Below are 24,482 nucleotides of genomic sequence, written 5' to 3' on the forward strand. Positions count from 1 at the left end.
GGCAACTCAAGCTACAGCATCTTTTCCAGGCCAATCGTACTGCTGAACCACGAATTGAAATGCCGCCACCAGCTCCCCGGTTCCTTGGTCAATGTGTGCTGCTTGCCATCGTCTTCGGTGACCCAGACTATCTGACCCTTTTCCAGTCGCGCGTGATAGCTGAGGGCCGGGGCCATACCCTCCAGCGCCAGTTCGCGCACACGCTCGGCAAGTTCCGGGTTGTCCACCAGCACCCCGACTTCGGTGTTCCAGAGCACCGAGCGCGGGTCGAAATTGAATGAGCCGATGAAGGCTTTTTGTCGGTCGAAGATCATGGCCTTGCTGTGCAGGCTGGAATCGGAGCTTTGGTTGGATGATCCTCTGTGAAACAGGCTCGGTCCGCTGCCGCCGTTGTCCCCGGGCTGGCGGCGTAATTCGAACAGCTGCACGCCATGCTCCAGCAAGGCTTTGCGATAAGGCGCATACCCACCATGCACGGCGGGTACATCGGTGGCTTCCAGTGAGTTGGTCAGCAAACTGACCGACACCCCGGCATCGGCGCGACCGGTCAGGTACACCAGTCCCGGTTGGCCGGGTACGACGTAGGCCGAGATCATGATCAGCTCTTTGCTGACCCCGTTGAGTTCAGGCGCCAACTGGGTGGTCAGCAGCAAGTGCGGATCAGGTTCTCCGTCGGACAACACCTTGCTCGGTGCGTCCCATAGCGCCTTGTTCCAGGCCCAGATCAGCTCCTGCCGCCAGGCGTCCAGGCGTGGATGAGTGGTGTAGGTCATCAACTGCAGATAGAGCGCGTGGTTCTGCTTGCGCGTTTCTTCCAGGGATTCGTCCAGGCGGGTCCGGGTATTTCTCAGGTCCCTGGCGCTCGGCCTGCTTGAGAGAAACTGCTCGATCGGCTTGCTCAGGGCGCTGTTCCAGTATTGATCGAAGCTGTGTCCCAACTGCTCTGCAACCGGGCCGACACTGAGCATGTCGATGTCGGTGAAATTCAGTTTGGGCTCTGCATCGAAATACTCATCCCCCAGGTTGCGCCCGCCCACGATTGCCGCGCTGTTGTCCGCCACCCACAGTTTGTTGTGCATGCGCCGGTGTTGCAGTGACACGTTGAATAACCGGCCCATGGTTCGCGTGACGCCAGTACTGCGGCCCAGGTGCAGTGGGTTGAACACGCGGATCTGAATCTGCGGATGCGCGGCAAGAGTTGCGATGATCCGGTCCAGGCCATCGCTGGTGGTGTCGTCGAGCAGAATCCGCACCCGCACGCCGCGGTCGGCGGCTTTGAGCAGCTCGCTTATCAGTATCCGTGTGCTGATGCCGTCATGGACGATGTAGTACTGCAAGTCGAGGCTGCTTTGGGCATTTCGAATCAGCTCGGCGCGAGCGGTGAAGGCCTCGGTGCTATCGGACAGCAAGCGGAAGCCCGACTGGCCCTTGTAGGGTGTCGCCTGGGCCTGGATCGAGCGGCCAAAAGCAGAGTCGGCCGCCGGCAGGGCCTGGCTCGGTTCGCGAGGGACGTGGAGCGTCGTGCAGCCACCCAGGAACGAGGCGAGTAACAGCAGAGCAAGCAGGGGCTGTCTGATTCTCACGTGGAATGTTCCGGTGGCGGCCGTCGTTAGCATATCGACGCTGGATCCCGAAGAAAGGTCAGTCGGTTTCCGCCAGCAGTTTGATCGCCGCTGCACCGACCTTGCGCACAGCTTCTTCAATCTGCGGGGTCGTTTTGGCAGCGTAGTTCATCCGCAGGCAATTACGGTATTTGCCCGAGGCGGAAAAGATACTGCCCACGGCAATCTGTACGCCTTGATCATGCAGTGCGCGATTGAGTTTCAGGGTGTCAAAGCCCTCCGGCAGTTCGACCCACAGCATGAAGCTTCCTTGCGGACGACTGGCGCGGGTACCGGCGGGGAAATAACGGGTGACCCAATCGATCATTACGTCGCGATTGCGCTGGTATTGCATCCGCATCCGCCGCAAATGTGGTTCGAAGTGTCCGGCCTTGAGAAATTCGGCAATTGCAATCTGTGGCTGCGGCGCGGTGCAGCCGGTGCTGATGTACTTCATGTGCAGCACCCGTTCCAGATAACGGCCCGGTGCCACCCAGCCAATGCGCAGGCCCGGTGCCAGGGTCTTGGAAAAGGAACTGCAGAGCAGGACGCGGCCGTCTTCGTCGAAGGATTTGATCGTGCGCGGGCGTGGGTAGGTGTAGGCCAGTTCGCCATACACATCGTCCTCGATAATCGCCACGTCAAAACGCTGCGCGAGCGTCAACAGCGCACGTTTGCGTGACTCGGGCATGATGTAGCCCAGTGGGTTGTTGCAGTTGGGGGTCAACTGTATGGCCTTGATCGGCCATTGCTCCAACGCCAGCTCCAACGCTTCGAGGCTGATGCCGGTGAGCGGGTCGGTGGGAATTTCCAGGGCTTTCATGCCCAGCCCCTTGAGCGTCTGCATGGCGCCGTGAAAGCTTGGTGAATCAACCGCCACGATGTCGCCGGGCTCGCAGATGGCGCGGATGCTGGTGGACAGCGCTTCGTGGCAACCGGTGGTGACCACCAGATCGTTGGCGCTCAACTGGCAGCCGGAGTCGAGCATCAGGCGAGCGATCTGCTCGCGCAGCTCCAGGGTGCCGTAGATATTGTCGTAATACAGGCCGGGCATGTCCTGCCGACGGCTGATTTGCGCCAGATTGCGCAGCAGCGGTTTCATGGTCGGCGAGGTGATATCCGGCATGCCGCGGCCCAATTGCACGACATCCTTGCGCGGCACGGCGCGGATCAGTTCCAGCACCTGATCCCACTGTGAAATATCCACCGGTCGTTGGGCTGGGCGGCCAACCACGGGGAGCTCTGGCAGTTCGCGGCTCACCGGTACGAAATAGCCGGATTTGGGTTTGGGCATCGCCAGGCCCACGTCCTCCAGCACTCGATAGGCCTGTTGCACCGTGCTCAGACTGACCCCGTGCTCGACACTCAGCGCCCGTACCGAGGGCAGCCGGTCACCGGGGCGATAGAAGCCCTGTTCGATACGTGTGCCGAGCAACTCGGCGAGGTTGACGTAAAGGGTCATGGTGCAGTCTCGATGTGGGTGATTCGGTTAACCAATACAGATTGGGCAAAAATAAGCGATTCAGAGGCTGAAACAGAAAAGCTGTATGGAATTAATACTGCTCTGTTGAATCTGTAATGCTTTTTGCCGTCCGCGCATCATGAAAGCTCTGGCTACCCAAGTAAACAGGAGCGACGAAAATGAACGGCTTGAGCGATGTGCGGCTGACGTTACACAGTCAGGAACTGGCGGCAGGGCAACAGAACGGCGCGCGCGAGGCAATTATGCGCAACGCACCGTCCTGCCTGGGTCGCTGGGGTCTGTTCTGGCATCGTCTGCACACGCGTAAGGCGTTGTTGGAGCTGACGCCGGAGCAACTCAAGGATGTCGGGTTGAGTCGGGAGCAGGCGCGGGAGGAGGGGCTTAAACCTTTCTGGCGGATCTAGTACTGTTGATCGTTCCCACGCAGGAGCGAGGGAACGATCATCTTCCTCAAACCAACTCTTTAAGTCGATGCCACAACATCCCCAGGGCCAACAACGGCGAGCGCAAATGTTTGCCGCCTGGAAAGGTAATGTGCGGCACCTTGGCAAACAGATCGAAACCACCACTCTGCTGGCCGCTGATGGCATCAGCCAACAACTTGCCTGCCAGGTGCGTGGCGTTTACGCCATGACCGGAATAGGCCTGGGCGTAATACACATTCGGCTGCTCCTTGAGCCGGCCGATCTGCGGCAGGCGATTAGCCCCGATGCCGATCATCCCGCCCCACTGATAGTCGATTTTCACCCCGGCCAGTTGCGGGAACACCGCCAGCATCTTCGGACGCATGTACGCGGCGATGTCTTTCGGATCGTGTCCTGAATAATGGCAGGCGCCGCCGAACAGCAGGCGGCGGTCCGCCGAGAGTCGGTAATAATCCAGCGCTACCCGTTGATCGCAGACCGCCATGTTCTGCGGCAGCAGCGCGTGAGCCTGCTCTTCACTCAAGGGTTCGGTGGCGATGATGTAACTGCCGGCGGGCAGCACCTTGCCGCCAAGTTGCGGGTTGAGATCGTTGAGGTAGGCGTTGCAGCCCAGCACCAGGGTCTTGGCACGGACCGAGCCCCGGGCGGTGTGGACCTTGACCTCGCGGCCATAATCGATGCGGGTTACGGCCGATTGCTCGAACAGTTTAGCGCCCAATTGTCGGGCGGCGGCCGCTTCGCCCAGCGCCAGGTTCAGTGGGTGCAGATGCCCGGAGCCCATGTCGATCAAACCACCGACATAGCGATCGGAACCCACCACGCTGTGCATTTCGTTAGCTTGCAGCAGACGGGTTTCGTAACGGTAACCGAGGCTGCGCAGCTCGCTGGCGTCTTCAGCGAAGCCTTCCAGGTCATGGGCTTTGTTGGCGAGGTCACAGTAACCCCAGGTCAGGTCGCAAGCGATCTGAAAGCGCTCGATTCGCTGTCGGACGATTTCCACCGCTTCCAGTCCCATCAGTTTCATCTGACGCACGCCGTCTGCACCGATCACGTTGGTGAACTGATCGAGGCCATGGCCGACGCCGCGAATCAATTGCCCGCCATTGCGTCCACTGGCGCCCCAACCGATCTTGTGCGCTTCCAGCAGCACCACGCGCAAGCCTCGTTCAGCCAGTTCCAGCGCGGTGTTCAGCCCCGAGAACCCGCCGCCCACCACGCACACGTCCGCGACCAGCTCACCTGTGAGTGTTGGAAGGTCGGGTTGCGGCAGGCTGCTGGCGGCGTAATAAGAGGCGACGTGCCGGTGGTTAGGGGCAGGTTGCTGAACGGGGGCGTTCATGGACGTGATCCTGATGCGTGTGTTTGAAAAAGTTGACGGAGCATAAGCCGCCCCTTCGGATACGGGCAACATTGGTCGGTTGGTGCTGTCTGGGTCGGGGCTTTTGCGTCAGAATCCCCATCTATTCCGCATTCGGTCACCGTTCAGATGAGCTGCAACAGTCAGAAAATTCGCACGCTGCGCCAGCAGATTCCCACCTTCGAGTGCGTGCCCGGCTGCCATGACTGCTGTGGGCCGGTCACCACCTCGCCCGAAGAAATGTCCCGCCTGCCGCGCAAGACCCGGGCCGAGCAGGACGCGGCGATGGACGAACTCAATTGCGTCCATCTTGGGCCCAACGGCTGCACGGTGTATGACGAGCGACCGCTGATTTGTCGTCTGTTCGGTACCACCAAGACGTTGCCTTGCCCCAACGGGCGGCGGCCGGTGGAGCTGATTCACCCGCGGGTCGAGAAGCAGATCCACGAATACATGGCCAGTACCCGGCAGGTGTTGGTGTAGGGCTCAATCCGGAATCGGCAGACTCAAACTCTCTTTCACTTCTTCCATCACGATATAGCTCTTGGATTCGCGCACATGCGGCAACTTGAGCAGGATGTCGCCCAGCAATTTGCGGTACGAGGCCATCTCGGAAATCCGCGCTTTCACCAGGTAATCGAAGTCCCCTGACACCAAATGGCATTCAAGGACGTGGGGCAGTTTCAGCACCGCACGTCGGAACTCTTCGAAAGTGTCGCCGGATTTGTAGTCGAGACTGATCTCGACGAACACCAACAGACTACCCTTCAGGTGCTGCGGATTCAGCCGGGCGTTGTAGCCCATGATGATCCCTTCGCGCTCCAGGCGCCGTACCCGTTCAGTGCAGGGAGTGGTGGAGAGGCCGACCTTTTCCCCCAGTTCGGTGAAGGAGATACGCCCATCCGCTTGCAGAATCCGCAGGATGTTGCGGTCGATCTTGTCCAGCTCACGTTTGGTCTGAGTATTGGTCCGCATAGGGGATGCGCCTCCGTGAAAAGGGTTTTTGCCGAGAATTGTCGCCAAATATAAGCACTTATATAGTGAAAAGCACTGGCTAATCTTTTTTAAACTGCCCACATCTTCGGTCTGCACAATAAACGTCAGCGGTAAGCCGCGATGAGGGATATGAAAATGCGCGTTCTGGTCTTGGGTAGCGGCGTCATCGGTACCGCCAGTGCCTATTATCTGGCACGAGCCGGCTTTGAAGTGACGGTCGTGGACCGTCAGCCAGCACCGGCCATGGAAACCAGTTTCGCCAACGCCGGGCAGGTTTCGCCGGGTTATGCCTCGCCGTGGGCCGCACCGGGCGTGCCGCTCAAAGCCATCAAGTGGCTGCTGCAGCGCCATGCGCCACTGGCGATCAAGGCCACCGCCAACATCGACCAATACCTGTGGATGGCGCAGATGCTGCGCAACTGCACCGCCAGCCGTTACGCGGTGAACAAGGAGCGCATGGTGCGTCTGTCCGAGTACAGCCGCGACTGCCTCGACGAATTGCGCGCCGAAACCGGCATTGCCTACGAAGGCCGTAGCCTGGGGACTACCCAGCTGTTCCGCACCCAGGCGCAGCTCGATGGCGCCGCCAAAGACATCGCCGTGCTGAAAGAGTCCGGTGTGCCGTTCGAGCTGCTCGACCGCGCCGGTATTGCCCGGGTCGAACCGGCCCTGGCCAGCGTCACCGACATCCTCGCCGGTGCCTTGCGCCTGCCGAACGACCAGACCGGCGACTGCCAGATTTTCACCACCCGCCTGGCCGAAATGGCCGTGAAACTGGGTGTGGAGTTCCGTTTCGGCCAGGACATCCAGCGTCTCGACTTCGCCGGTGATCGCATCAACGGTGTGTGGATCGACGGCAAGCTGGAAACCGCCGACCGTTACGTGCTGGCCCTCGGCAGTTACTCGCCGCAGTTGCTCAAGCCGCTGGGCATCAAGGCCCCGGTGTACCCACTCAAGGGTTACTCGCTGACCGTGCCGATCACTAACCCGGCGATGGCCCCGACGTCGACCATTCTCGACGAGACCTACAAGGTCGCGATCACCCGCTTCGACAACCGCATCCGCGTCGGCGGCATGGCTGAAATCGCCGGTTTTGACCTGTCGTTGAACCCGCGCCGGCGCGAAACCCTGGAGATGATCGTCAACGACCTTTATCCTCAGGGCGGCAATCTGCCCGAAGCGAGTTTCTGGACCGGCCTGCGTCCGACCACTCCGGACGGCACGCCGATTGTCGGTGCCACACCGTTCAAAAACCTGTTCTTGAATACGGGCCACGGTACGCTCGGCTGGACCATGGCTTGTGGTTCCGGTCGTTTGCTGGCTGACCTGATGGCCAAGAGAACGCCGCAGATCAGCGCCGAAGGCCTCGATATTTCTCGTTATGGCAACAAACTTAAGGAGCCTGCAAAACATGTCAATCCAGCGCCAGCTCACCAATGAGCGCATGAGCCAGATCGTTGTCCATAACGGTACTGTGTATCTGGCAGGACAGGTCGGCGACGACATGGGCGCCGGGATTGAACAGCAGACCCGTGAAGCCCTCGCCAATATCGAGCGTTTGCTGGATCTGGCCGGGACGGACAAGAACCGTCTACTGTCGGTGACCATTTACCTGAAAGACATCGACGCGCACTTCGCAGGCATGAATTCGGTGTGGGACCAGTGGCTGCCAAAAGGCGTCGCGCCGGCCCGTGCCACGGTCGAATCGAAACTGTGCGAACCGCAAATCCTGGTCGAGCTGTCGGTCGTTGCCGCGTTGCCATAAACGCTCTGCCCTGAATCAAGTCACAAGATCCCTCTCCCGGCGCTGTTGGTGGTTCACGCTGTCAGCCAGCGCCGGTTTTTTTTCAACGACCGACTAGAAGTCTGCCGCCATGCGTCCTGCCCGTGCCCTGATCGACCTTCAAGCCCTGCGTCACAACTACCGGATTGCCCGTGAAGTCACGGGTGCCCGTGCCCTCGCGGTGATCAAGGCAGATGCCTATGGCCATGGCGCGGTGCGTTGCGCCCAGGCGCTGGAAGCCGAGGCGGACGGCTTTGCCGTGGCGTGTATCGAAGAGGCCCTGGAGCTGCGCGCCGCCGGTATTCGTGCGCCGGTGTTGCTGCTGGAAGGTTTTTTCGAAGCCGATGAGTTGGCGCTGATCGTCGAGCATGACTTCTGGTGTGTGGTGCATTCGTTGTGGCAACTCGAAGCCATCGAAAAAGCCACGCTGAGCAAACCGATCACGGTGTGGCTCAAGCTCGACTCCGGCATGCATCGGGTTGGCCTGCATCCAGCGGATTACCAGGCAGCCTATCAACGGCTGCTGGCCAGCGGCCAGGTGGCGAAGATCGTGTTGATGAGTCACTTCGCCCGCGCCGATGAACTGCACTGCCACGCCAGCGTCGATCAGGTCGCGGTATTCGAAGCGGCGCGTAAGGGTTTGGCGGCCGAAATCAGCCTGCGTAACTCGCCGGCGGTGCTTGGTTGGCCGCAGATTCCGAGCGATTGGGTGCGCCCGGGCATCATGCTCTACGGCGCGACGCCGTTCGAAGAGGCCAATGCCGTGGCGTCTCGCCTGCAACCGGTGATGACTCTGGAATCGAAGGTGATTTGCGTGCGTGAACTGCCGGCCGGCGAGCCGATTGGTTACGGCGCGAAATTCATCACCCCCAAACCGATGCGTGTGGGTGTGGTGGCGATGGGGTATGCCGACGGTTATCCGCGTCAGGCTCCGAGCGGCACACCGGTGCTGGTGGCCGGGCAGCGCAGTCAGTTGCTGGGGCGGGTATCGATGGACATGCTCTGCGTCGACCTGACCGACGTACCGCAAGCCGGCCTCGGTTCGCCCGTCGAGCTATGGGGTAAAAATATCCTCGCCAGTGATGTCGCGACAGCCGCCGACACGATTCCTTATCAGATCTTCTGCAACCTGCGTCGGGTTCCGCTGCTCTATTCCGGGGCCTGACAAACAGCGCTCCCGACCGAAAGTCGCTTCGCCAGGCTGGATTCAGGCGCAAGTGTTGTAAATACTGAACGCTGTCGCCATGATAACGCTCAATATTCTTGCAACCTGAATCCCTGGAGGCTCCAGCATTGGACGTCGGTGAACGACTGCAATCGATCCGTAAGCTCAAAGGTCTTTCCCAGCGTGAGCTCGCCAAACGCGCGGGTGTTACCAACAGCACCATATCGATGATCGAGAAGAACAGCGTCAGCCCCTCGATCAGTTCGCTGAGGAAGGTACTTGGCGGGATTCCCATGTCCATGGTCGAGTTCTTTTCCGAAGAAATCCTGCAGGAAAAGCCGACTCAGATCGTCTACAAAGCCCACGAGCTGATCGATATTTCCGATGGCGCAGTGACCATGAAGCTCGTCGGTCGGGCTCACCCGAGCCGGGCTATCGCGTTCCTCAACGAAATCTACCCGCCAGGCGCCGACACCGGCGAGGAGATGCTCACCCACGAGGGCGAGGAAACCGGGATCCTGGTGGAGGGTCGGCTGGAACTGGTGGTAGGGCTCGAAACATTTGTGCTCGAGGCCGGCGACAGCTACTACTTTGAAAGTACCAAGCCGCACCGTTTCCGGAATCCGTTCGATGCCCCGGCGCGACTAATCAGCGCAGCCACTCCAGCGAATTTCTAAGAGGCACGGCGTCGTGCCCGGATTGCACAGACGCCCATGCTGTATTCCCGCCTTGTGATAAGACCCCTTCGACTTTGGGGTTGTTTCAGTGTGGCGGGCTTACCGCTATACTTGCGCCCGCCTGCGAACCGTGGCCGCAGGCGTGACTAGCCACCATTGAGGGTGTACGCGTGAACCTAATTATGAAAATGCTGGCCGCACCAGCAACCGTATTGGCCCTTTGGGCAGTCAGCGCACAAGCTGCGACCAACGACGATATCGCTAAACGTCTTGAACCAGTCGGCCAAGTCTGTGTGCAGGGTAAAGAATGCAAGGGGATGGAAGTCGCTGCTTCGGTTGGCGGCGGTGCGTCGAAAACTCCTGACGAAATTATTGCCAAACACTGCAATGCTTGCCATGGCACCGGCCTGTTGGGCGCACCGAAGATCGGTGATGCCGCAGACTGGAAAAAACGTGCCGATAAAGAAGGCGGCACCGCTGCTGGCTTGGCGAAGGTAGCGTTGAGCGGGCTCAATGCGATGCCACCAAAAGGCACATGCAGTGACTGCGAACTGAAAGACCTTGAAGGCGCCATCCAGAAGATGTCTGGCCTGAAATAAGCCTGTTTTCAACAAAAAGCCGCTTGCGAGCGGCTTTTTTGTGCCTGCGATTTGCCTGAGGCTATTCTTTGCAGCAAAGACCCGGCAAGCTCGGTTCAACCCAATTCATGGGTTGGGCGGGAGGATCAGATGGTGCAGTTGTGTTCTATCGAGCAGGCGGTCGATGACGTTCTGGCACGGTTGCCGGCGCATATCCACATGGGCCTGCCGCTGGGGCTGGGCAAACCCAACCACTTCGTCAACGCGCTGTATCAACGCATTGCGCAACTGCCCGAGCGGCAGCTGACGGTCTACACCGCCCTGTGTCTCGGCCGTCCGCCCTTGGGTGATGGCTTGCAAAAGCGCTTCCTCGAACCCTTCATCGAGCGGGTGTTCGGCGATTACCCGGAACTGGATTTCCTCGCCGACCTGCATCGCGACAGCCTGCCGAACAACATCCACATTCATCAGTTTTTCATGCAACCGGGCAGCCTGCTGAACAGCGCCCCGGCCCAGCAGGATTACGTCAGCAGCAATTACAGCCACGCCGCACGGGACATCAATGCCGCCGGTTTGAATCTGGTGGCGCAACTGGTCGCCAGCCATAGCGAACATCCCGATCGCCTGAGCCTGAGCTGCAACCCGGACATCACCCTCGACCTGTTGCCGATGATCGCCAAGCGCCGGGCGGCGGGGGAGACGATCCTGATGGTGGGCCAGGTGCACAACGATTTGCCGTACATGCCCGGTGATGCGGAAGTCGGCATCGACACCTTCGATCTGCTGATCGACGCCAAGGACAACACCACGTTGTTCTCCACACCGAACATGCCGGTAGGTTGCCAGGATCATTTCATCGGGCTGCACGCCAGCACGCTGGTGCGCGATGGGGGCACCTTGCAGGTCGGCATCGGCGCCATGGGCGATGCCCTGACGGCGGCGTTACTGGCGCGGCAGGCGGACAGTGACGGTTACAAGGCGTTGCTGGCGGATCTGAATCTCAGCCAGTGGGTGCAGTTGATCGAGCGCGAAGGTGGCGTCGAGCCGTTTGCCAAGGGCCTTTACGGTTGCAGCGAAATGTTCGTCAACGGCTTGCTGGTGCTGGCGGACGCCGGGATCGTGCGACGCAAGGTCTACCCGGATGTGCAGACCCAGCAGCAGGCGAACGCCGGGACGCTGAATGAGTCGGCGCAAACCGATGGCATCTCGGTACATGGCGGGTTTTTCCTCGGGCCGCGCAGTTTCTACGAGCGCTTGCGCGAGTTGCCGCAGAGCAAGCGGCTCGAATTCAACATGACCCGCATCAGTTACATCAACGAGCTCTACGGTCAGGAAGAACTCAAACGCTTGCAGCGCCTTGATGCGCGCTTCATCAACACTGTGTTCACCATGACGTTGCTCGGTGCGGGTGTGGCGGATCAGCTCGAAGACGGGCGGGTGCTGAGCGGCGTTGGCGGGCAATACAACTTCGTCGCCCAAGGCCATGCGCTGGAAGGCGCGCGTTCGATCCTGCTCCTGCGCAGTTGGCGTGAGTCGGGCGGTGAGGTCAGTTCGAACATCGTCTGGGAATACGGCCATTGCACGATCCCACGGCATCTGCGGGACATCGTCATCACCGAGTACGGCATCGCCGATTTGCGGGGCAAGACCGACGCGGCGGTGATCGAGGCGTTGCTGAACATCAGCGACTCACGCTTCCAGCCGGGGCTGATTGAACAGGCGCAGAACGCTGGCAAATTATCGAAGCATTTTCGCCTCGATCCGCGTTTCGCCGACAACAGCCCGCAGCGTTTACAGGCCATTCAGGCCCGGCAATCGAATCTGTTTCCGGAATATCCGTTGGGGTGTGATTTCACCGCTGAAGAACGGGATTTATTGCGGGCGCTGAACTGGTTGAAGAGCAAGTTCAAGCTCACGGAGATTCTGGAGTTGGGCAAGGCGGCGCTGGATGCGCCAGAACCTTCGGAGTTTCCCGTGCATCTGGAGCGGATGCAGCTGACGAAGCCGGAGGGGTTGAAAGAGGATTTGTTTCAGCGGCTATTGCTCACCGGACTCAAAGCCACCGCTCAGTAGCGGCGAACATAGCTCAAATGTGGGAGCGGGCTTGCTCGCGAATACGGTGTATCAGTCGACATCCTCTTTGACTGACACCCCGTATTCGCGAGCAAGCCCGCTCCCACATTGGTTTTGCGGTATGGCGGCTTTATTCGATGAAGGTTACAACGCCATCCTTCAGCGACTGCACCCGAGCCAACGATTCCACGCGATAACCCTGGGCATCCAGCTCCGCCCGGCCACCCTGGAACGATTTCTCGATCACGATGCCCAGACCGGCCACGGTCGCGCCGGCCTGTTTGATGATCGAGATCAGCGCTTGCGACGCCTTACCGTTGGCCAGGAAGTCGTCGATGATCAGCACGCGGTCGCTGCTGGTCAGGTGACGCGGGGAGATCGCCACAGTGCTTTCGGTCTGCTTGGTGAACGAGTAGACCGTCGCCGACAGCAGGTTTTCAGTCAGGGTCAGGGACTGATGCTTGCGCGCGAAAATCACCGGTACGCCGAGGTTCAGGCCGGTCATGATCGCCGGGGCGATACCCGAGGCTTCGATGGTGACGATCTTGGTGATGCCGGAATCCTTGAACAGCGAGGCGAATTCGTCGCCGATCAGCTTCATCAGGGCCGGGTCGATCTGGTGGTTCAGAAAGGCGTCGACTTTCAGGACCTGGTCGGAAAGCACGATGCCTTCTTCGCGAATTTTCTTGTGCAGTGCTTCCATGAAGCTGTCCTCTGTTGGCGTCTGTTGCGCCGAAGGTCTAAATAAATGTGGTCAATTCTAGCGCTTTAGCATTGCGCGTATATCTGCCAATGCGCTGTTGCCACGAACGGCTTTGACTTCGGTCGGGGTGTCGTCGTTGCCTTCCCAGGCCAGGTCGTCCGGCGGCAGTTCATCGAGGAAGCGGCTGGGCGCGCAGTCGATGATCTCGCCATATTGCTTACGCTTGGCGGCGAAGGTGAAAGCCAGCGTCTGACGCGCTCGGGTAATCCCGACGTAGGCCAGGCGGCGTTCCTCTTCGATAGTGTCGGCTTCGATGCTGGAACGGTGCGGGAGGATTTCCTCTTCCATGCCCATGATGAACACGTAAGGGAATTCCAGGCCCTTGGAGGCGTGCAAGGTCATCATCTGCACACCTTCGGCGCCGTCTTCCTCTTCCTGCTGACGCTCCAGCATGTCGCGCAGCACGAGTTTGCCGATGGCGTCTTCGACGGTCATCTCGCCGTCTTCGTCTTTCTCCAGCGTGTTCTTCAGCGCCTCGATCAGGAACCAGACGTTACCCATGCGGTAATCGGCGGCCTTGTCGCTGGAGCTGTTGGTGCGCAGCCAGTTCTCGTAGTCGATGTCCATGACCATGCTGCGCAGGGCGGAGATCGGGTCTTCGCCGGCGCACTGCTCGCGGACCTTGTCCATGAAGCGTTTGAAGCGCGACAGGCGATCGGTGAAGCGGCTGTCCAGGTGTTCGCCCAGGCCGATTTCGTCGGTGGCGGCGTACATCGAGATTTTTCGCTCGGTGGCGTAGTTGCCCAGCTTCTCCAGGGTGGTCGAACCGATCTCCCGGCGTGGGACGTTGATCACCCGCAGGAAGGCGTTGTCGTCGTCCGGGTTCACGATCAGGCGGAAGTAGGCCATCAGGTCCTTCACTTCCTGGCGTCCGAAAAAGCTGTTGCCGCCGGACAGTCGGTAAGGCACCTGGTGATGCTGCAGCTTCAGCTCGATCAGCTTGGCCTGGTAGTTGCCGCGATACAGAATCGCAAAATCGCTGTAGGGCCGGTCGGTGCGCAAGTGCAGGCTGAGGATTTCCACGGCCACACGCTCGGCTTCGGCGTCTTCGTTGCGGCAGCGGATCACGCGGATCTCGTCGCCGTGACCCATTTCACTCCACAGCTGCTTTTCGAATTCGTGCGGGTTGTTCGAAATCAGCACGTTGGCGCAGCGCAGGATGCGGCTGGTGGAGCGGTAGTTCTGCTCCAGCATCACCACTTTCAGGGACGGGTAATCGTCCTTGAGCAGCATCAGGTTTTCCGGGCGGGCGCCGCGCCAGGCGTAGATCGACTGGTCGTCGTCGCCTACCACGGTGAACTGGTTGCGTTTGCCGATCAGCAGTTTCACCAGCAAATATTGGCTGGCGTTGGTGTCCTGGTATTCGTCCACCAGCAGGTAGCGGACCTTGTTCTGCCATTTTTCCAGGATGTCGTCGTGTTCCTGGAACAGTTTTACCGGCAGCAGGATCAGGTCGTCGAAGTCCACCGCGTTGAACGCCTTGAGCGTGCGCTGGTAGTGGGTGTAGACGATGGCGGCGGTCTGTTCCTTGGGGTTGCGTGCGTTTTCCAGGGCTTCGGGCGGCAGGATCAGGTCGTTTTTCCAGGCGCCGATCATGTTCTTGATCTCGTCGACGCCGTCGTCGCCCGAGTATTCCTTCTGCATGATGTCGGTCATCAGGGCTTTGACGTCGGTCTCGTCGAAGATCGAGAAGCCCGGTTTATAGCCCAGCCGCACATGTTCCTTGCGGATGATGTTCAGGCCCAGGTTGTGAAAGGTGCACACCGTCAGGCCGCGGCCTTCACCGCCCTTGAGCAGCGTGCCGACCCGTTCCTTCATCTCCCGCGCGGCCTTGTTGGTAAAGGTCATGGCGACGATGTACTGGGCACGGATGCCGCAGCTCTGGATCAGATGCGCAATTTTGCGGGTGATCACGCTGGTCTTGCCGGAGCCTGCGCCGGCGAGCACCAAAAGAGGGCCGCCGACGTAGCTCACGGCTTCTTGCTGCCGGGGATTGAGTCGGGACATACGAAATCAGGGAGTCGTTAGCGAAATGGGCCGGCATTTTAACAGGCTCTGAGAATTGTGCTGCTCTCTCCGACTTGTGACGCAACACGCGATCTCTATTTGCCGGTTTTGATACTTTCACGCAGGATGCGCAATGAATTCGCGTCTAATGTACGTATTCAAGACTCGAAGTCGTGTTTGATAACCGATGATATTGGTCATTGGTTACCCGAGCGGCATAATGCGCGCCGCCTACATCTTTGCAGAGTCTAGGGAGCTAGCTTGTCTACGCCTGTCGAACCCTTGCGTTTGCTGCTACTGGCCGAAGAGCCGGCGTGGGCAGCGTTGTTGCGCGAGTGTCTGGCTCCAATGGGGAGTTCGGCAGTGCTGCTCAGCGCGCCGAGCTGGGAGTCGGTCAGCAACCTGTTCGATGACAACCGCAGCGCGGTGTTGTTGACGATTCCTGCTCTGCAGCCGGCACCTGGCCGTTGCAGCCTGCCGACGGTGTTGCTGCTCGAACACGAGCCGCTGGCGCCGCCCGACGGTGTGAGCGACTGGTTGGTGCGCAATCTGCTGGATCCCGGCATGTTGCGCCGCTGTCTGCGTCATGTGCGTGAGCGCGGGGTGCTGGAAAACACCTTGCAGCGCCTGGCCGAGCAGGATCCGCTGACCGGCATCGCCAACCGTCAGGGTTTCCAGACCTTGCTGGCGGCGCGTCTGGCGGACAACGACGGCCGCGGCCTGGCCCTCGGTCACCTCGACCTCGACAACTTTCGACATGCCAACGACGCCCTCGGCCACCAGGCAGGCGACCGGTTGATTCTGCAAGTGGTCTCGCGGCTGAAAAGCCAGCTGGAGGCCGGCGATCAACTGGCGCGGCTGGGTAGCGATGAGTTCGCCCTGCTGATCGACACCCGCCGCGCCCCGCAGCGCGCTGAATGGATGGCCGAACGGATTACCGAAGCCTTGTCCGAACCCTACTGGATCGACGGCGAAAGCCTGTTGATCGGTTCCAGTCTCGGCATTGCTCACGCCCGGGCGCAGGCCGGCGCCGACCCGCTGATGTGGCACGCGCACATCGCCATGCAGCAGGCCAAGAGTACTCAAGGCTGCACCTTTCACATCTTCAACGAGCGGATCAATCGCAATGCCCGCAGCATCGCCGACCTTGAAAGCGAGCTGCGCCGGGCCTTACGCCGCGATGAGCTGGAGTTGCATTACCAGCCGCGCCTGAACCTTGAGGACGGTCAGATCGTCGGCCTCGAAGCTTTGGTGCGCTGGCGTCATGGCGAACGCGGTTTGCTGCCCCCCAGCGAGTTCGTGCCGCTGGCCGAGCAAAGCGGCTTGATCGTGCCGCTGGGTTACTGGGTGATTTCCCGAGCCCTGCGGGACATGCAGGCGTTGCGTGAGCGGGGTCTGCCGGCGCTGCACATGGCGATCAACCTGTCGTTCCGGCAGTTTCAGGACAGCCAGTTACTGTCGACCCTGAGCCGGCTGATTGCCGAGCGTGGCGTCGAGGCGCAATGGCTGGAATTCGAACTGACCGAAACCGCGGTGATGCGTCGCAGTGACCTGGTCAAGCAGACCATGGACGCCCTCGGGCGGCTCGGTGTGCGCTTCTCGCTGGACGATTTCGGTACCGGGTTCTCATCGTTCGTGCACCTGAACAGCCTGCCGATCGCCTTGTTGAAGGTCGACAAGAGCTTTGTCGGCGGCATGGAAGAGCGGGAAGAGAATCGCAAACTGGTGCACGCAATGATCAACCTGGCGCACAACCTCAACCTCGAAGTGGTTGCCGAAGGGGTGGAAACACCGGAGCAGCTGGATTTGTTGCGCGGATTTGGTTGCGATCAGGTGCAGGGGTATCTGATCAGCAAGCCGTTGCCGTTGGCGGAATTGGTTGAGTATTTGACCTTCGGCTCCAGCCAGCAGGCTGTGCTGGCTTAACAACGTACCGTAGGAGCGAGGCCTGCCCGCGAAGGCGGAGTGTCAGTCGATATTGTTGTTAACTGACACTCAGCCTTCGCGGGCAAGCCTCGCTCCTGCAGGGTTTAATCAGGCTGGGTGATTTGGAAGCTCGGCTGCGACGATGGCTCGCGCCGAATCATCCGCGTCATCTTCCACTCAAACGCCAGCGTCAGGCTCACCGCCGCACACGCCAGCCCCAGCGCCAACCCCCACCAGACGCCCGTCGGCCCCCAGTTCAGATGGAAGGCCATCCACCAGGCGGCCGGCGCACCAATCAGCCAATAGCAGCCCAAACCCACCAGGAACGTGGTCTTGGCATCCTTGAGTCCGCGAATGCAGCCCATGGCAATGGTTTGCGTGCCGTCGAACAGCTCGAACCACGCCGCTACCGCCAACAAGCTCACGGCCAGTTCGATGACCGGGCGGAACGCCGGGTCGTTGTGGTCGAGGAACAAGCCTATCAACTGATTCGGCAGCAGCCAGAAGACCATCGCAAACCCCAGCATCGACACCGCCCCGAAGGCGATCCCGACCCGTCCGGCCAGCCGCGCATCCAGCAATTGCCCGGCGCCGTAATGCTGGCCGATGCGCATGGTGATCGCGTAGGAAAGCCCCGCCGGCACCATGAACGCCACCGAGACGATTTGCAGGGCGATCTGGTGCGCCGCCAGTTGCGTGCTGCCCATGGTGCCCATGCACAGCGCGGCGAAGGCAAACAGGCCGACTTCCACCGCATAGGTGCCGCCAATCGGCAGGCCCAGGCGCCACAACTCCTTCAAGTACTGACGATTGGGCCGCGACAGCCCCTGGCGCAACGGATAAGCGTCATAGGCCGGGTGCCGACGAATGTGCAGCGCGAGCGCCAGCGCCATCAGGTTGGCCACGATCGCTGTGACCAGACCGATGCCCATCAGGCCCATTTTCGGCAGGCCGAACATGCCGGTGATCAACGCGTAGTTGAGCAGGAAGTTGGCCACGGTGCCGCCGAGGCTGATGACCATCACCGGCGTCGCCCGGCCGATGGCGCTGGTGAAGCCGCGCAGCGCCATGAAACTCAGGTAGCCGGGCAGGGCGAACGGCAGGATCAACAGAAACTGGCCGGCAGCCTGGACGTTGGTTGCGGTCTGGCCGAACAGCAGCAGCACCGGTTTGAGGTTCCACAGCAGCAGGCCCGCCACCAGCGCCATCAACCAGGCCAGCCACAAACCGGCCTGGGTCAGCCGCGCTGCGCCGATGATGTCGCCCGCGCCCTGACGGATCGCCACCAGGGTGCCGACCGCCGCGATCACGCCGATGCAGAAGATCGACACGAACGAATACGTCGCCGCGCCCAGACCGCCGCCGGCCAGCGCCTCGGGACTCAGGCGCGCCATCATCAAGGTGTCGGTGAGGACCATCAACATGTGCGCCAACTGCGAGGCAATCAACGGCCCCGCCAGCCGCAGGATGGCCCAGAGTTCAATACGCGCTGGATGCTGCATGATCATCACGCTCGATTGTCAGAGAGAACAGGAAGCGTCGATTCTCGGCGCTCTGCGGGGTTTCCACAAAGGGATAAAAAGGATGGGTGGCATGATTTAAACTCATGCTCGGGACTTTCTGATAAGTTGAGGCAACCGCGCTATAGGAGGTTTCCCAATGTCTCGTCGTCTTCCTCCCTTGTATGCCCTTCGAGCATTCGAAGCGGCGGCGCGGCATAGTTCGTTTACCCGCGCCGCCGAAGAGTTGTCGATCACGCAAAGTGCGGTCAGCCGGCACATTCGTACGCTCGAAGAGCATTTCGCCTGTCGGCTGTTTCATCGCAGCGGGCGCAACCTGCAACTGACCGAGTCAGCGCGGCTGATCCTGCCGGGCATTCGCGAAGGCTTCACCGCCCTTGAGCGGGCCTGCAACACCTTGCGCGCCGAAGACGACATCCTGCGCATGAAAGCCCCGTCGACCCTGACCATGCGTTGGCTGTTGGCGCGGCTCAGTCGCTTTCGGCATTTGCGCCCGGGGAACGAGGTGCAATTGACCAGCGCCTGGATGGACGTCGATACGGTGGACTTCAACCACGAACCCTTCGACTGCGCCGTCATCCTCAGCAACGGGCATTTTCCACCGGACTGGGAGACGACTTTGCTGTTCCCCGAAGAGTTGATTCCGGTGGGCGCGCCGAATCTGCTGAAGGATCAACCGTGGGACGTTGCGCGCCTGGCCAACACCGAACTGCTGCACCCGACGCCGGACCGCCGTGACTGGCGCAACTGGCTGGAGCGCATGGGCCTGAGCGATCAGGTCTCGCTCAAGGGCGGGCAGGTGTTCGACACCCTGGAACTGGGCATGATCGCTGCCGCCCGTGGCTACGGCGTGTCCATGGGTGATTTGCTGATGGTGGCGGAGGATGTCGCGCAGGGACGTCTGAGTTTGCCGTGGCCGACGGCCGTCGCCAGTGGTGAGAATTATTACCTGGTCTGGCCGAAAACCCGCCCGGGAGGTGAACGTTTGCGCCGGCTCAGCGATTTCCTGCAAGGCGAAGTCCGGGCTATGGAATTACCGGATGTCGAGCGCCTGGGCTGAATCGATGGAGTCGCTGCAATGGCGGCCTTGAGCCATATCCCCGTTAATCACTCAAGTATTCGGCTTTGCCGCCGAAAATCTGCTGATGGAACCTTCGTACCAGGCTCCACGTTTTCCCCACAATCAGAAATTTAGCCGAGTGCGACGGGATCAGGATGATCCGGCCCACTGGGTCAGGAGCTGTCATGTCTCAACCTCGTGCTCGGATTGCTTCACAGCTGGGTCTTGCGCTTGCCGTGATACTGGCGATTGTCATCAGCGGCAGCGCCGTGTTTGCCCTGCGCTCGCTGGACGCCGCCAACCTCGCCACCCGCGAAGAGCACCTGGCCAGCGAGGCGCGGCTGCTGGCCGATCAGCTGAGCACGTTCCACGGCACGTTGCGTGAGAGTACCCAGCGCCTCAGCGGGCTGTTCGAGAAGCGCTTCAGCGCCGGTCTGAGCGTGCACCCGGATGAGCCGGTGACCGTGGCGGGTGTGCAGACCCCGGGCCTGCACCTGGGTGGCGAAGTGTTGAACAACAACTTCAAGGAAGTGGATGAGTTCAAGCAAATGACTGCCGGCGTTGCGACGCTGTTCGTGCGCAGTGGCGAAGACTTCATCCGGGTCAGCACGTCCCTGAGCAAACAGGACGGCACCCGGGCCATCGGCACATTGCTGGATCACGCTCATCCGGCCTATGCGCGCTTGATGGCCGGGCAGAGCTACGTCGGTCGTGCTTTGCTCTTCGAACGGTCCTACATGACTCAGTACACCCCCGTACGCGACAGCGGCGGTAAGGTGATTGCCGTGCTGTTCGTAGGATTCGATTACACCGACGCACAGAACGCCCAATTCGAAAACCTCAAGCGCTTCCGCATCGGCCAGACCGGCTCCCTGGCGTTGCTCGATGAGCAGAGCAAATGGCTGGTACCGATCGCCGGTGTGCAAGCGTTGGACGTGGCAGCACCGGCCATCGTCGGTCTGGCCAAGACACCGGGCAAGGGCGATTTCTGGAGCGACAAGTCGCAAGACTTCTACAGCATTGCCGTGCCGTTCGAAGGCGGGCCGTGGTCGGTGGTGGCGAGCATGCCGAAAGCGGAAATCCGCGCGGTGACCTGGAGCGTCGGCATTCGCCTGGCCATCGGCAGCCTGTTGGCGATGTTGCTGGCGGTGGGTTCGGCGGTCTGGTTGTTGCGCAGCAAACTGGCGCCGCTGGGGGATCTGGTGCGTCAGGCCGAAGCCTTGGGTGCCGGTGATTTGAGCGTGCGCCTGAGCGTGTCGAGCAACGACGAAATCGGTCAGTTGGCCCGCGCTTTCAACCAGATGAGCCAGGCTTTGTCGACCATGGTCGAGCACATTCGTAGAGCCTCGGAAGAGGTCAACAGCCGCGCCCAGGCGTTGTCTGGCTTGTCCGGTGGTGCCTATGAAGGGATGGAGCAGCAGTCCGGCGAGATCACCAGCATGGCCGGCGCCGTGGAAGAGTTCAGCGCCACCTCGTTGAACATTGCCGACAACATGGGCAACACCCAGCGCTTGGCGCAGGAAAATGCACAGCAAACCCAGATCGGTCGTACGTCGATGGACGAAGCGTCCTCATCCCTGGAACAAATCGCTGGTGCGCTGAACAGCACCGCGACTGTGATCAACACCTTGGGTCAGCGCTCCCAGGAAATCGGCGGCATTGTCGGGGTGATCACCGCGATCGCCGAGCAAACCAATTTGCTGGCACTCAACGCTGCCATCGAAGCCGCCCGTGCCGGTGAACAAGGTCGTGGGTTTGCGGTGGTGGCCGATGAGGTGCGTAACCTGGCCTCACGTACTCGCCAGGCCACTGACGAAATTTCCGGGATGATCCAGAGTATCCAGCAGGAAACCGGCAACGCGATCAGCACCATGGAGCAGGGTAACGTGCTGATGCAGGAAGGCTTGTCGCGCAACGCCAAGGTCGCTTCAGCCCTGGCGCGAATCGATGAGCAAAGCCGCTCGGCCGGTCAGCAGTTCGCCGCCATCACCACCGCCACCCAAGAGCAAAGCAGTACCGCGACCTTGCTCAGCAGCAATCTGCAAAGCATTGCCCTGGCGAACAGTGAGCAGCGGGAAGTGGTGTCGAACCTGGCGGTGACTGCCAAAGAGCTGGAGAAGCTCGCGGCGGACTTGCGGCATGAGGTTGACCGGTTTCGTTGAGGCGCTGCCCAAATCGCCATCGCGAGTAGGCTCGCGATGGCATCAACTCGATTCTCCGCGTTACCCACAAGCCCCGCATCGACGATCATTTGGCATTTGCCGTCGTGATCTCGATTTTTATGCTTGCTGAAACGTTTCTTCAAGTTTATAAAAATGGCACAACTCCAATAAAGGCTGCTGCCATGACCCCGCTCAAACTCTTAGTTGCCCTCAGCGCACTGTCCGCTGCTTCCCACGCCATGGCCTGGGATTACGTCCTGCTCGATACCGACAAAGCCGCCCAGAACTGGCAGATCACCAGCCAGCAACTCGGCGTAAAAACCGCCAAACCCTTCTCCGTAACCCTGCGCACCTTGCACGGCGGTCGGCAGGAGGGTGTCAGCATCGTCGACATCGATAACGGCACGATGAAACTCTCGGTGGTGCCGACTCGCGGTATGAACGTGCTGCAAGCTTCGGTCGGCAATGTGCGCATGGGCTGGGATTCGCCGGTCAAGGAAGTGGTCAACCCGTCCTTCATCGAACTCAACGGTCGCGGTGGCCTGGGCTGGCTGGAAGGTTTCAATGAACTGGTCACCCGCTGCGGCTACGAATGGGTCGGCCATCCCGGCATGGACAATGGCGAGCTGCTGACCCTGCACGGTCGCGCCGCCAACATCCCGGCCAACAAAGTCACCCTGCATATTGATGAAAAACCGCCATACGCCATCAGCCTGCGCGGTGAACTGAAAGAGCAGGCATTCAAGAAAGTCGACTTCTCCGTCGCGACCGAACTGGTCACCGAACCCGGCAGCGTCGTGTTCGCCCTCAACGACACCCTGACCAACAACGGTGATTATCCGAAGGAATATCAGGCGCTGTATCACAGCAACTTCAGCACTCCGTTCCTGGAACAGGGCGCCCGTTTCGCCGCTCCGGTGAAGCAGGTGTCGCCGTTCAACGACAAAGCCAAGGGCGATCTGCCGGACTGGCAAACCTACCGCGCACCGACCAAGGACTACGACGAAACGGTTTACAACGTGGTGCCGTATGCCGATGCCAAGGGCGATACGTTGACCGTGCTGCATAACAAGGCCGGCAGCCTGGGTGTCTCGGTCGGTTTCAATACTCAAACACTGCCGGTGTTCTCCCTGTGGAAAAACACCGATACCCAAGGCCAGGGCTATGTTACGGGGCTGGAGCCGGGAACGAGCTTTTCCTATAACCGCCGGTATCAGCGGCCACTGAACCTGGTGCCGACAATTGCGCCGAAAGAACAGAAGCAGTTCCGTATCAGCTACAGCTTGTTGGCGGATAAGGCGGCTGTGGATAAGGCGTTGAAGCGGGTGAGCGAGATTCAGGGTGGTCGGGAGACTGAAGTGCGGCAGACGCCGTTGGTTGATCTGACCAAGGGGTGACACGGACTAGAGTGTTGTTGGCCGATATTGCAGCGCTTCGGCCAGGTGTTCGCGTCTGATCCCGTCAGCCTGCTCAAGGTCCGCCAGCGTGCGCGCGACCTTGAGCAGTCGATGGGCCGCTCGCAACGACAGCGTTAAACGCTCGCAGGCGGATTCCAGCCAGTTTTCATCGGCTGTGGATAACTTACAGTGTCGGCGTAGGCCTGGCAGGTCGAGAAAGGCATTGGCGCAACCTTGGCGTTTGTGTTGCCGCTCTCTTGCATCAGCAACCAGCTTGGCGGCGGTGGCTGTATCGTCGCCGGGTTTTAACGCAGGATTCAGCGCCGTAGCCTCCCGAGCAACCGTCAGGTGCAGATCGATGCGGTCCAGCAGCGGCCCCGACAGTTTGTTGCGATAGCGCTGCACCATGTCCGGCGTACAGGAACAACGGCCGCTTGGCTCGCCAAGATATCCACAGGGGCAGGGGTTCATCGCAGCCACCAATTGAAAGCGCGCCGGAAAGCGTACGCGGTCCTTGGCGCGGGAAATCACGATGTGACCGGACTCCAATGGCTCTCTCAATACCTCCAATACCTTGCGATCAAATTCCGGGAGTTCATCGAGGAACAGCACGCCATGGTGGGCGAGGGTGATTTCACCGGGTTGCGGTTTCGAGCCGCCGCCTACCAGTGCAGGGCCTGAAGCGGAGTGGTGAGGCTGTCGGAAGGGGCGCTGTGGCCAATGACTCAGCGGCACACAACTGGCGACCGATTGAATCGCCGCGACTTCCAGTGCTTCGCTCTCGGCCAATGGCGGTAACAGCCCCGGCAGACGACTCGCCAACAACGTTTTTCCCGTCCCCGGCGGACCGCTGAACAGCAGGTTATGAGCCCCCGCCGCTGCAATCAGCAAGGCTCGCTTGGCCGCCAGTTGTCCCTGAACTTCATTCAAGTCGGGGTAGGGTTTGCTGGCGTAGAGCAAACCATTGGAAGCGTAGGGTTCGATGGGCGTGTGACCATTGAAATGCGCGACCGCTTGAAGCAGATGATCCACCGCAATCACCTTCAACCCCGACGCCAGGCAGGCTTCTTCAGCGTTCGCTCGCGGGACTACCAACGTGCGCCCGGCCTTGCGTGCCGCCAGCGCCGCCGGCAACACTCCTCGAACCGCCCGCACCGCGCCCGACAGCGCCAGCTCTCCCAGGCACTCCACGTCATCCAGCGTCAACGTCGGCACTTGCACACTGGCCGACAGAATCCCCAAGGCAATCGCCAGATCGAATCGCCCGCCATCCTTCGGCAAATCGGCAGGGGCGAGATTCAAAGTGATGCGCCGTGCCGGAAATTGCAGGCCGGAATTGATGATCGCGCTACGCACCCGGTCCTTGCTTTCTTTCACCGCCGCCTCGGGCAGCCCGACCATGGTCAGCGACGGCAAGCCGTTAGCCAGATGCACTTCGACGGTGACGGCGGGCGCATCCACGCCGACTTGGGCGCGGCTGTGGACGATGGATAGGGACATGGTCGTTCC

General features: G+C 60.5%; 20 protein-coding genes. 12 read left to right on the forward strand and 8 right to left on the reverse strand.

All coding sequences use genetic code 11. The features are described 5' to 3' along the window. Nucleotides 1-11: 11 nt before the first annotated feature. Together AC1RL4_RS04655 and AC1RL4_RS04660 are read right to left on the reverse strand one after the other, a co-directional pair. Entirely contained in the window at nt 12-1,583 is a 1,572-nt protein-coding gene (locus AC1RL4_RS04655) for a phospholipase D family protein (protein WP_230173211.1), read from the reverse strand. 58 nt (nt 1,584-1,641) lie between these two features. After that, nucleotides 1,642-3,063 (reverse strand): aminotransferase-like domain-containing protein, encoded by a 1,422-nt coding sequence (locus AC1RL4_RS04660; RefSeq protein ID WP_019580476.1) that lies wholly within the window; start codon nt 3,061-3,063, stop codon nt 1,642-1,644. Nucleotides 3,064-3,242: 179 nt separating this feature from the next. Here AC1RL4_RS04660 and AC1RL4_RS04665 point away from each other — a divergent pair, with 179 nt between their 5' ends. Continuing rightward, nucleotides 3,243-3,488, forward strand: a complete 246-nt coding sequence (locus AC1RL4_RS04665; RefSeq protein ID WP_028939146.1) for a DUF1127 domain-containing protein — start codon at nt 3,243-3,245, stop codon at nt 3,486-3,488. A gap of 46 nt (nt 3,489-3,534) precedes the next feature. Here the strand turns inward: AC1RL4_RS04665 and AC1RL4_RS04670 are convergent, their stop codons facing one another. Continuing rightward, complete coding sequence (locus tag AC1RL4_RS04670; protein ID WP_230173213.1) at nt 3,535-4,848, reverse strand: NAD(P)/FAD-dependent oxidoreductase; 1,314 nt, start codon at nt 4,846-4,848, stop codon at nt 3,535-3,537. 147 nt (nt 4,849-4,995) lie between these two features. Between AC1RL4_RS04670 and AC1RL4_RS04675 the strand changes: the two genes are divergently transcribed. Next, nucleotides 4,996-5,349, forward strand: coding sequence for a YkgJ family cysteine cluster protein (locus AC1RL4_RS04675; RefSeq protein WP_007934627.1), 354 nt, complete (start codon nt 4,996-4,998; stop codon nt 5,347-5,349). Nucleotides 5,350-5,352: 3 nt separating this feature from the next. Here AC1RL4_RS04675 and AC1RL4_RS04680 read toward each other — a convergent pair whose 3' ends face one another. After that, nucleotides 5,353-5,841, reverse strand: coding sequence for an Lrp/AsnC ligand binding domain-containing protein (locus AC1RL4_RS04680; protein ID WP_003177284.1), 489 nt, complete (start codon nt 5,839-5,841; stop codon nt 5,353-5,355). Nucleotides 5,842-5,997: 156 nt separating this feature from the next. Between AC1RL4_RS04680 and dadA the strand changes: the two genes are divergently transcribed. From dadA to AC1RL4_RS04710, 6 genes are all read left to right on the forward strand, one after another. Continuing rightward, a complete protein-coding gene (gene dadA / locus AC1RL4_RS04685; protein ID WP_096481591.1) occupies nt 5,998-7,302 on the forward strand; it encodes a D-amino acid dehydrogenase in 1,305 nt (434 codons plus the stop codon). Further along, a complete protein-coding gene (locus tag AC1RL4_RS04690) occupies nt 7,274-7,627 on the forward strand; it encodes a RidA family protein (RefSeq protein WP_019580480.1) in 354 nt (117 codons plus the stop codon). The genes dadA and AC1RL4_RS04690 overlap by 29 nt, the downstream gene beginning before the upstream one ends. Before the next feature lie 109 nt (nt 7,628-7,736). Further along, nucleotides 7,737-8,810: an alanine racemase gene (alr, locus tag AC1RL4_RS04695; RefSeq protein WP_019580481.1), complete on the forward strand. Its 1,074-nt coding sequence runs from the start codon at nt 7,737-7,739 to the stop codon at nt 8,808-8,810. A 128-nt stretch (nt 8,811-8,938) separates the two neighbouring features. After that, entirely contained in the window at nt 8,939-9,487 is a 549-nt protein-coding gene (locus tag AC1RL4_RS04700; RefSeq protein ID WP_018927504.1) for a cupin domain-containing protein, read from the forward strand. 170 nt (nt 9,488-9,657) lie between these two features. Beyond that, nucleotides 9,658-10,086 carry a c-type cytochrome gene (locus AC1RL4_RS04705; protein WP_081625748.1) on the forward strand — a complete coding sequence of 143 codons (429 nt, stop codon included), beginning with the start codon at nt 9,658-9,660 and terminating at the stop codon, nt 10,084-10,086. 129 nt (nt 10,087-10,215) lie between these two features. Then, entirely contained in the window at nt 10,216-12,138 is a 1,923-nt protein-coding gene (locus AC1RL4_RS04710) for an acetyl-CoA hydrolase/transferase C-terminal domain-containing protein (RefSeq protein WP_493119192.1), read from the forward strand. A gap of 130 nt (nt 12,139-12,268) precedes the next feature. On the opposite strand, the gene AC1RL4_RS04715 is transcribed toward AC1RL4_RS04710, so the two are convergent. Both AC1RL4_RS04715 and rep read right to left on the reverse strand, forming a co-directional pair. Continuing rightward, nucleotides 12,269-12,841, reverse strand: a complete 573-nt coding sequence (locus AC1RL4_RS04715; protein WP_018927509.1) for a xanthine phosphoribosyltransferase — start codon at nt 12,839-12,841, stop codon at nt 12,269-12,271. Nucleotides 12,842-12,898: 57 nt separating this feature from the next. Then, complete coding sequence (gene rep, locus AC1RL4_RS04720) at nt 12,899-14,908, reverse strand: DNA helicase Rep (protein WP_018927510.1); 2,010 nt, start codon at nt 14,906-14,908, stop codon at nt 12,899-12,901. 261 nt (nt 14,909-15,169) lie between these two features. Between rep and AC1RL4_RS04725 the strand changes: the two genes are divergently transcribed. Then, entirely contained in the window at nt 15,170-16,834 is a 1,665-nt protein-coding gene (locus AC1RL4_RS04725; protein ID WP_019580484.1) for a putative bifunctional diguanylate cyclase/phosphodiesterase, read from the forward strand. A 104-nt stretch (nt 16,835-16,938) separates the two neighbouring features. Here the strand turns inward: AC1RL4_RS04725 and AC1RL4_RS04730 are convergent, their stop codons facing one another. Next, complete coding sequence (locus AC1RL4_RS04730) at nt 16,939-18,336, reverse strand: NorM family multidrug efflux MATE transporter (protein WP_018927512.1); 1,398 nt, start codon at nt 18,334-18,336, stop codon at nt 16,939-16,941. Between the two features lie 157 nt (nt 18,337-18,493). On the opposite strand from AC1RL4_RS04730, the gene AC1RL4_RS04735 reads away from it, so the two are divergent. The 3 genes from AC1RL4_RS04735 (at nt 18,494) to AC1RL4_RS04745 (ending at nt 22,973) form a co-directional block, all read left to right on the forward strand. Next, nucleotides 18,494-19,414, forward strand: a complete 921-nt coding sequence (locus tag AC1RL4_RS04735; RefSeq protein ID WP_493119195.1) for a LysR substrate-binding domain-containing protein — start codon at nt 18,494-18,496, stop codon at nt 19,412-19,414. A gap of 185 nt (nt 19,415-19,599) precedes the next feature. Continuing rightward, nucleotides 19,600-21,576 (forward strand): methyl-accepting chemotaxis protein, encoded by a 1,977-nt coding sequence (locus AC1RL4_RS04740; protein ID WP_230173219.1) that lies wholly within the window; start codon nt 19,600-19,602, stop codon nt 21,574-21,576. Nucleotides 21,577-21,758: 182 nt separating this feature from the next. Continuing rightward, nucleotides 21,759-22,973, forward strand: coding sequence for an aldose 1-epimerase family protein (locus AC1RL4_RS04745; RefSeq protein WP_019580490.1), 1,215 nt, complete (start codon nt 21,759-21,761; stop codon nt 22,971-22,973). A 6-nt stretch (nt 22,974-22,979) separates the two neighbouring features. Here the strand turns inward: AC1RL4_RS04745 and AC1RL4_RS04750 are convergent, their stop codons facing one another. After that, entirely contained in the window at nt 22,980-24,473 is a 1,494-nt protein-coding gene (locus AC1RL4_RS04750; RefSeq protein WP_019580491.1) for a YifB family Mg chelatase-like AAA ATPase, read from the reverse strand. Nucleotides 24,474-24,482: the final 9 nt, after the last annotated feature.

The organism is Pseudomonas sp. GW822-FHT07A10, from assembly GCF_058798795.1.